1 protein-coding gene is annotated in these 710 nt (G+C 64.1%); it reads right to left on the bottom strand.

The annotated features are described in order from the left end of the window. Nucleotides 1–25: 25 nt before the first annotated feature. A partial coding sequence (locus tag KHP60_RS24880) for a porin (RefSeq protein ID WP_213566938.1) occupies nucleotides 26–710 on the bottom strand: 685 nt, incomplete at its 5' end.

Here is a 710-nt window from a genome sequence, read left to right on the forward strand (position 1 = left end):
TTCCGATCCAATCAGGATGAGCCGATTAGAAGTCGCGCTGAACGCGCAGGCGGCCTTCCCAAACGTCGTTCTTCAGGTTGACCGGATCCGGACCACGCGGGTCAATGTTGGCGTAGAGAACCTCAACACCGAGGTCCAGGCCAGCCACCGGCGACCAGATCACGTTCGTGCCAGCGCGCCACTCGTTGAAGTCAGCAGCGATGCCGAGACCGCCCGGGAAAGCGAGCGGAGCGTCGTTGCCGTACTCGACGCGAGCGTACGAACCGAACACGTTCTGACGGATGGTCGGGGTCCAGTAGTGACGCAGACCACCGGCGATCGACCAGGCCTCGGCGGTGTGGATGTCACCATCAACACCGACGTAAGCGTCGACAACCGACTCGGTCAGGGCGCCGACGGTGACCGACGAACCGAAGCCGAGGTAGCCAAGAGCGCCGTCAGCGTAGGTCGCAGCGAGCCACAGGGCGTCGCCAGCGGCCAGCATCGGCAGGTTGATCGAGCCCTGAGCCGTGATTGCCCAGCCGAGTTCGCTGTCCGGGAAGTCCGTCGAGCCATCGGGGAAGACGACCAGGTTGTCGCTGCGCAGCTGGTGCAGGGCACCGGAGATCTGAGCCGAACCCCAGGTGCCGGCATACTTCAGGTTACCGACAAGGTCAGGCATCGTCTGACCGGCTTCGGTGAACACCGAGACGCCATCGAAAGCGGTGCCG

Source organism: Microvirga sp. 3-52 (assembly GCF_018383585.1).
In the GTDB taxonomy this organism is placed as follows: domain Bacteria; phylum Pseudomonadota; class Alphaproteobacteria; order Rhizobiales; family Beijerinckiaceae; genus Microvirga.